Below are 6,529 nucleotides of genomic sequence, written 5' to 3' on the forward strand. Positions count from 1 at the left end.
CTATTCTGACGCGGGGGGGTGCCGCTCAGGCTCCGCGGTGCGGAGAATTTCGTTCAGAACGGACGTGGCGTAATTGCCGGCCGGCAACGAGAACGTCAGCACCAGTTGATTGGCTTGCAGCCATTCCCATGACAGGTCCGCCGGGCTCGCCACTAGGGCGCGGCGCTCCTGATCCAGACCGGCGTGCTCCATGCCGTCGCACAAGCTGGCGTGACTTGCAGCCACGCCGTTCTCCAAGGCTTGGGCCTGATCGGTGGTGCTCACGCGGCCCCGACCCCAGAGCGGCCCGGTGGGCCGGCCCGCTTCGTCCTTGTCCATGACGTCACCGGGCAGGGTCGTGCCCCAGAGTCCCTGCTGAATGCGCAGCGCCAGCACTTCATTGAAGACAAACGAGCGCACTGCCGACAGATAGATGCCCTTCTTCTTGGGGTTGCGCACGCGGATCTCGCGCGTCAGCATGGCGCGGCCCTGTTCGACATTGCCACCGTCATGGCCGAAGCGCTGCGCGCCGAAGTAGTTGGGCACGCCCTGTGACGCAATGGCCTTCAGATTGGCTTCGATGGCGTCGCGATCGCCCGTCACCTCACGCAGCACGATGCGGAAGCGGTTGCCCTGCAGATCACCGGGGCGCAGCTTTTTCACATGCCGACTCTGGCTCAGCACTTTGAACTCTGGGTGCTGAAGCTGGGTCAGGTCGGGCGTCTCGCCCTTCGGAAAACAGATGCTGAACCACTGACGGGTGATGGCGTAGCGGTCCTTGAGGCCGGCATAGCCCACGTCGCGTTCCTCGACGCCGGCGGCCCCGGCCAGCTGCTGGGCGACGAAAGCCGTGTTGGCCCCGTTCTTCTCGACGTCCAGCCAGAGGTGTTCGCCTGCACCGGAGGGCAGCTGCAGTGGCAGTTCGGTCACGATGAAGTCCTCGTTGAGGAGCTTCAGTGTGGCGCTGGCACCGCTGGCCGGATAAGCCTTTGGCCACTGCGGCAGGGTCGTGTACTTAGGAGCAGGAGGAAGAGCGTCGGTCATGAGGGGGTTGGTGGCTGCAGCTGTCGACCGGGGCAGGCTGTCTGGCCGACCGGGAGCGGTGCGAACAGCGATTGTCTCCCCACCCGCAGGCGCCGGCTTAACAGCTGTGGCTGCAGCGGGGCCTGTGCGCGCCACTCCAGCGCTGCAAGCGATTCAAGTTGCAGCGCGTCTGGGCCTGCTTTCGCTCAATACCCATCCAAGCCGCCTGCATCCAGCGCCGGCGGCCGCAGCAGGTCGGTGTCGATGCCCATCACCACGCTAGCGCGTTCAACCGCCTGCCACAGCGCTGCGGGCATCTGCAGGATTTCATCGGGCGAGTCGGCCTGCGCAAGCCAGGCGCTGATCTGATGGTGTTGCTCAGGCGTGAGCAGCGCCAGGTTGAGCATCTCGTCAATGGTTTTCATCGTTCGTCAATCCGGTTCGCAAGCCTGTGGTGCTGCAGGTGTGGACCTGTATCCCCAAGCAGGGGGTGAAATCGGTGCAGCTGGCTCTGGCAGCCCTGGGCCATCAGCGGGCCGTGAGCCGGGCATACACAAAACCGCCGATCACGGCCCCTGTGGCCATGGCCAGCAGGCCGCTCAGGTGCCGGGTGGCATCGATGAACACCGGCATGGGTGCTAGCGCATCGATGGCGCGAACGGCAGCCACCATGCCCGCACCGGCCGCTGCCGCCAGCAGCGCGCTGCGCCAGGCTGGCCAGCGGCGTGCCAAGAATGCGGCCACCGGCAGCGCCGGCAGCCAGCCGGCGGCCAGGATTCCGGCATAGACGGGCGCGAAGCCGATCAGGTCTTGCCAGGTGGCGCGGGCGCGTTCGCTGGCGGGGATGTCCACCCCCAGGCCCACCAGCGCCTGCAGATTCCATTGCGTCTGCACCACCGAGCCCCAGGCAGCTGCCAGGAGGCAGGCCAGCAGCAGCGGCGCCAGATGCCGCGTCCAATGGGCGGACGGTGAACTGCGTGTGGGGATCACTCTCATAATGTTCATTATGAAATACGTGCTCGCTTTGCTCGTGGGTGTGCTGGCCTTGCTCTCCTCGGCGCAGGCGACAGGCTACCGGATCGAGACTGTCGCCACCGGGCTGGTGCATCCCTGGTCCCTGGCCTTTCTTCCCGGTGGCGCCCTACTGGTTACTGAGCGACCGGGCCGGCTGCGCCTGATCGAGCCCGGACCAGATGGCCGACTGCAGCTGCGTGCCGAGCCTGTGGCCGGCCTGCCGCCGGTGCTGGCGCGGGGGCAGGCCGGTCTGTTCGATCTACTGCTGGACCCGGACTTTTCGAACAACCGCCGCGTGCTGCTGTCATTCGCGCATGGCGCGCCCGAGGCCAACCATCTGCGCGTGATCAGTGCCCGCTTCGACGGCCGTCAGCTGCAGCAGGTGCAAGCCATATTCACCTCGCAGCCCGCCAAGTCAGACACGCAGCATTACGGCGGCCGCATGGCTTGGCTGCCTGACGGAACCCTGCTGTTCGGCATGGGCGACGGCAATCTGGAGCGCACCGATGCGCAGCGCTTGCACACCCATCTTGGCAAGCTGATGCGCATCAGGCCCGATGGCAGCGTGCCGGCAGATAACCCTTTCGTGAAGCGCCCCGAGGCGCGACCCGAGATATACACCCTCGGGCATCGAAACCCGCAGGGCATGGCGGTGGTGGATGGCCTGCCGTTTGCCCATGAGCACGGCGCACGTGGCGGCGATGAGCTCAACCGCATCCAGCCCGGTGCCAACTACGGCTGGCCCGTCACCACCGGCGGTGTCGACTACACCTACGCCCGCATCACGCCGTACCGCAGTGTGCCCGGCATGCAGGCGCCTTTGGTGGAATGGACACCCTCGATCGCCCCGGCCGGCATGGCCTGGTACGACGGCGCCTTGTTCCCTGGCTGGCGCGGCAGCCTGCTGGTCTCGGCACTGGTGGAGCGCAGCGTGCGCCGCGTGCCGATGATCAACGGCCTGCCGGGGACGCAAGAGCTGCTTTTCCAGGAGCTTGGTGAACGCCTGCGCGACGTGCGCGCCGGGCCTGACGGCGCGATCTATCTGCTGACGGACAGCCCCGAGGGGCGCGTGTTGCGGGTGGTGCCGGCGGCGCCTTGAGCGTCGCGGCCCTCAGCGCGCTGCCGCCAGCCGGGCCGCCACAGCGGCGTTGAACTGGCCGAGGCCTTCGATCAGGCGGCGCTTGTACTGTTCGGGCTCGGCGCTGACCTCATATTCCACCGTCTCGTGGCCGCCGCCGACGCCGGCCGCAAAGCGCAGCAGCGCGCCGGCAACATTGGCGGTCTTGGTGGCGCTGCTGGTGGCTTCGCGCGTGCCGTTGAAGGTGTCTTCGGGCAGCAGCAGCGGGCGGGCCAGCTGCAGCGTGGCGCCTTGAGTAGCCGGGGTCATGAAGCTCACTTGAGCGCCGGCAGCGATCGAGGGCTGGGCCTTGCCCGACACCTCGGCCTTGCCGCTCATGCGCTGCACGAAGCCGCGCTTGGCGCCGACCTGTGAGAAGTCCACCGCCAAGTGCAGCTGCAGCACAGTGGCGTCCAGGCCACGCGCCATCTCCTGCGTGTCGAAGCCGCCGCTGATCGCCGAGCTCACGGCGCTGAAGGTCTGCAGGGTCTTGAGCGCGCCGCCCATGGCGCCGCCGTCGCTGCGCTGGCCCACCGTGCCCAGGGGCATCACCAGCATGCCGGCAGGCGCCATCGCCAGCCCAGCGCCTGTGGCGTGGCCGCTGGGCTTGCCCTGGGCCTGCATCTTGGCAAAAGCCGGGTGGGCCCGCATCGTCTCTGCGCCCACCACGTCGAAGCCGGCCGCCTGCAGCGTGGCCAGCAGCTGGGCATAGGCGGCGTCGGTGATGGCCTGGAACTCGGCTGGCCCCACGCCTTCGAGCCGCCATCGCTGCGCCACCGAGGCCTTGCCAGCGCTGCTGCCGGCCGCATTTCCCTGCAGGAACTCGATGCTGAACTCCGGCACCACGACGCGGCGCACGCCTTTGAAGGCAGCGCTGTTGCTCCAATCGAGCGCGCTGTCTGCGCCTGCTGTCAGCTCGGCGCCGGGCTGCAGCGCAAAGGGCTCGGGGGCATCCTTGGCCATGGTGGCGACCGAGATCAGCAGGCAGGCGGCAGCCAGGGCGAAGCGGGTGGAGAAGGCAGGCATGGCAGTGTTCCTCTGGGCGGGGGGTCTCTTGCTTGCTCTTTGGTTTACGCAGCAAGCACCGCCGCAAAGGCTCACGCACCGGGAGGAAACACAACCCTAGCTTGGCCCTTCAGGGCTGACCCTTGCGCCACTGCCGCCAAAGCTTGATCAGCACCACCAGCAGCGGCGTGGCATGCATCAACAAATCGAAAATGTCGAGCGGGCGCACCAGCGTGCCCTGGCTCAGCATGCGCAGCTTCTCCACCAGATGGGGTTCGGGCCTGATGGGTGCAATGGCCAACCAGGCGGCCAGCAGCAGCAACCAGGTCCATGGCAGGCGGTCGATCCAGTTCAGCATGGCCGGGCAAACGCAAGGTGGCAAGAACGGCTCAGGCGTTCGGCCTGTCGGGCGCAAGAGGTTTTGATCGGCATGGGCGTTTCCGGGTCAGCTTGTCTTGGGGCAGATGTAAAAAAGTCTAGGGGCCGTCACTGCGAAGGCCGCTTGCTCAGCGGAAGACGCCTTCCCCACGCAAGCGGGCCCGCAGTGCGGTCGGCGTGAGGCCGAACCAGCGCCTGACGGTACGGCTGAAGTTGGATGTGTCCTCGAAGCCCAGCGCTGCGGCGATCTCTTCAACCGAGTCCTCGCCCTGGCGCAGCGCCCGCAAGGCCTGTTCCTGGCGCACGCCGTCCAGCACCGCTTGATAGCTGCCGCCTTCCAGGCGTAGATGCCGGATCAAGGTCCGCACCGAAGCATGGCAGTGCGCGGCCGCCTCGGCCACACCAGCGAAGGGCTCACCCGGCGCGCGCTGCAGCAGCAGCTGCTGCACCCGCAAGGTCCAGGGGCCGGGCGCGCCACGCGCCTGCGCCAGCTCGCGTTCACAGTCCTGCCGCGCCGCCTCGTAGGCGCGTGGATCGGCCGTCAGGCAGGGCAGGCTCAGCATCGCCGGCGTCAGATGAACGGCCAGTACCGGCGCATCAAACCCGAGCGGGCCATCGAACTGCTGGCGCAGCTGCGCCAGCCAGCGCGGGTCCGTGGGTTGAGCGAAAGGCAGCTCGATGCGCAAGGCCGGCACGCGATGCCCCACCACCGATTCCATCAGGCGCAGCGCCGTGCCCAGCACCATCTCCAGCACAAAGCCGCGCGCCTGGCCGAGATTGCAACACTCATGCACCCGCAGCACGGCCTGCGCTGCGTCTTCCTGCAGCTCGAAGCGCAGCAAGCCGTTGCGCAGGCTGGCGAATCGAGCTACCGTCTCCAAAGCCTGGCGGAGATCGCGGCTCGCAACCATCGCATACCCCAGCGCGCCATGGGCTGAGATCTGCGCCAGCTGGCCCAGGTCCAGACCCAGCGCCGGCCGCTCGCTGGCCGCCAGCGCCGCCAGCACCAGCTGATGCACGACGGCGAAGTCCAGCATCTGTTCCCGCACCGCCAGCTCGGCCCAGCTCAGGCCAGCCGCGGCCAGGCTGTGCTCCACATCAGCCCCCAGGCTGCGCAACAACATGCACAGCAGGCGTGCATACGTGGGGTGTACCTTGGCCCCCGTCACGGGCAGGGCCGCCTCAAGGGCCGTGCTGGCTTGCGGGCGTGTTCGGCAGGAAACTGGCATAGCTTGTCACTTTATGACGATAGCTTGCCACCTGCCTCGGTGTTTGCGCGCAGCCGATGCGCCCAGACTGCGGCAAACACAAGGAGACAAGCCATGAGCCTCGCGATGCCATCGCCCGAGACCAATCCACCCGAACCGGCCGCGCCCTACCGCGACCGCAAGCGCTATGCCTGGCTGCTGAGCCTGCTGGTGCCCGCCTCGGTGACCCTAGGCCCTGCGCTGCTGATTTGGAGCGGCGACCCGCGGCTGCTGTGGCTGCCCGTGGCCTTTCTCTACGGCGTCGTGCCCTTGCTCGACTGGCTGCTGGGCACCGATCGCAGCAACCCGCCCGAATCCGCCGTGCCGGCGCTGGATGCAGACCGCTACTACCGCCGCATCACCTATGCCCTGGTGCCCATCCTCTGGCTGGCCTTCATCTTCTGCGTCTGGTTCGTGTCCGCGCATCCGCTGCCCTGGCATGGCATGCTGGCGATGGTGATCATTACCGGCTCGGTCGGCGGCTTCTGCATCAACCTGGGCCATGAACTGGGCCACAAGCAGGCGGCGCTGGAACGCTGGCTGGCCAAGCTGGTGCTGGCCACCACCGCTTACGGTCATTTCTACATCGAGCACAACCGCGGCCATCACCGCGATGTCGCCACGCCGCTTGACCCGGCATCCTCACGCATGGGCGAGTCCATCTACCGCTTCGTGCTGCGTGAGATGCCAGGCGCCTTCCGGCGCGCCTGGGGCCTTGAACGTGCGCGGCTGCAGAAGGCGGGCCTGCCCGTCTGGTCGCTGAAGA

Annotated in this window: 8 protein-coding genes; 2 read left to right on the forward strand and 6 right to left on the reverse strand. The window is 67.5% G+C overall.

What is annotated here, in order from left to right:
* The 3 genes from truD to ACIQ67_RS18675 all read right to left on the reverse strand — a co-directional run bounded on the left by truD (position 1) and on the right by ACIQ67_RS18675 (position 1,998).
* The gene (gene truD, locus ACIQ67_RS18665; RefSeq protein WP_397535882.1) at positions 1–1,023 is read right to left on the reverse strand and encodes a tRNA pseudouridine(13) synthase TruD; all 1,023 of its coding nucleotides are present in this window, start codon (positions 1,021–1,023) and stop codon (positions 1–3) included.
* Between the two features lie 185 nt (positions 1,024–1,208).
* Positions 1,209–1,427 (reverse strand): hypothetical protein, encoded by a 219-nt coding sequence (locus tag ACIQ67_RS18670; protein ID WP_397535883.1) that lies wholly within the window; start codon positions 1,425–1,427, stop codon positions 1,209–1,211.
* Between the two features lie 103 nt (positions 1,428–1,530).
* A complete protein-coding gene (locus ACIQ67_RS18675; protein WP_397535884.1) occupies positions 1,531–1,998 on the reverse strand; it encodes a hypothetical protein in 468 nt (155 codons plus the stop codon).
* Between the two features lie 10 nt (positions 1,999–2,008).
* On the opposite strand from ACIQ67_RS18675, the gene ACIQ67_RS18680 reads away from it, so the two are divergent.
* On the forward strand, positions 2,009–3,115 hold the full coding sequence (locus ACIQ67_RS18680; RefSeq protein ID WP_397535885.1) for a PQQ-dependent sugar dehydrogenase: 1,107 nt from the start codon (positions 2,009–2,011) through the stop codon (positions 3,113–3,115).
* Positions 3,116–3,127: 12 nt separating this feature from the next.
* Here the strand turns inward: ACIQ67_RS18680 and ACIQ67_RS18685 are convergent, their stop codons facing one another.
* The 3 genes from ACIQ67_RS18685 to ACIQ67_RS18695 all read right to left on the reverse strand — a co-directional run bounded on the left by ACIQ67_RS18685 (position 3,128) and on the right by ACIQ67_RS18695 (position 5,745).
* Positions 3,128–4,159, reverse strand: a complete 1,032-nt coding sequence (locus ACIQ67_RS18685; protein ID WP_397535886.1) for a hypothetical protein — start codon at positions 4,157–4,159, stop codon at positions 3,128–3,130.
* A 109-nt stretch (positions 4,160–4,268) separates the two neighbouring features.
* The gene (locus ACIQ67_RS18690) at positions 4,269–4,496 is read right to left on the reverse strand and encodes a hypothetical protein (protein WP_397535887.1); all 228 of its coding nucleotides are present in this window, start codon (positions 4,494–4,496) and stop codon (positions 4,269–4,271) included.
* Positions 4,497–4,644: 148 nt separating this feature from the next.
* The gene (locus tag ACIQ67_RS18695) at positions 4,645–5,745 is read right to left on the reverse strand and encodes an AraC family transcriptional regulator (RefSeq protein ID WP_397535888.1); all 1,101 of its coding nucleotides are present in this window, start codon (positions 5,743–5,745) and stop codon (positions 4,645–4,647) included.
* Positions 5,746–5,838: 93 nt separating this feature from the next.
* Here ACIQ67_RS18695 and ACIQ67_RS18700 point away from each other — a divergent pair.
* The coding region (locus ACIQ67_RS18700; protein ID WP_397535889.1) for a fatty acid desaturase at positions 5,839–6,529 on the forward strand (691 nt) is incomplete at its 3' end.

This window comes from Roseateles sp., assembly GCF_044373315.1.
GTDB lineage: Bacteria > Pseudomonadota > Gammaproteobacteria > Burkholderiales > Burkholderiaceae_C > JACDQM01.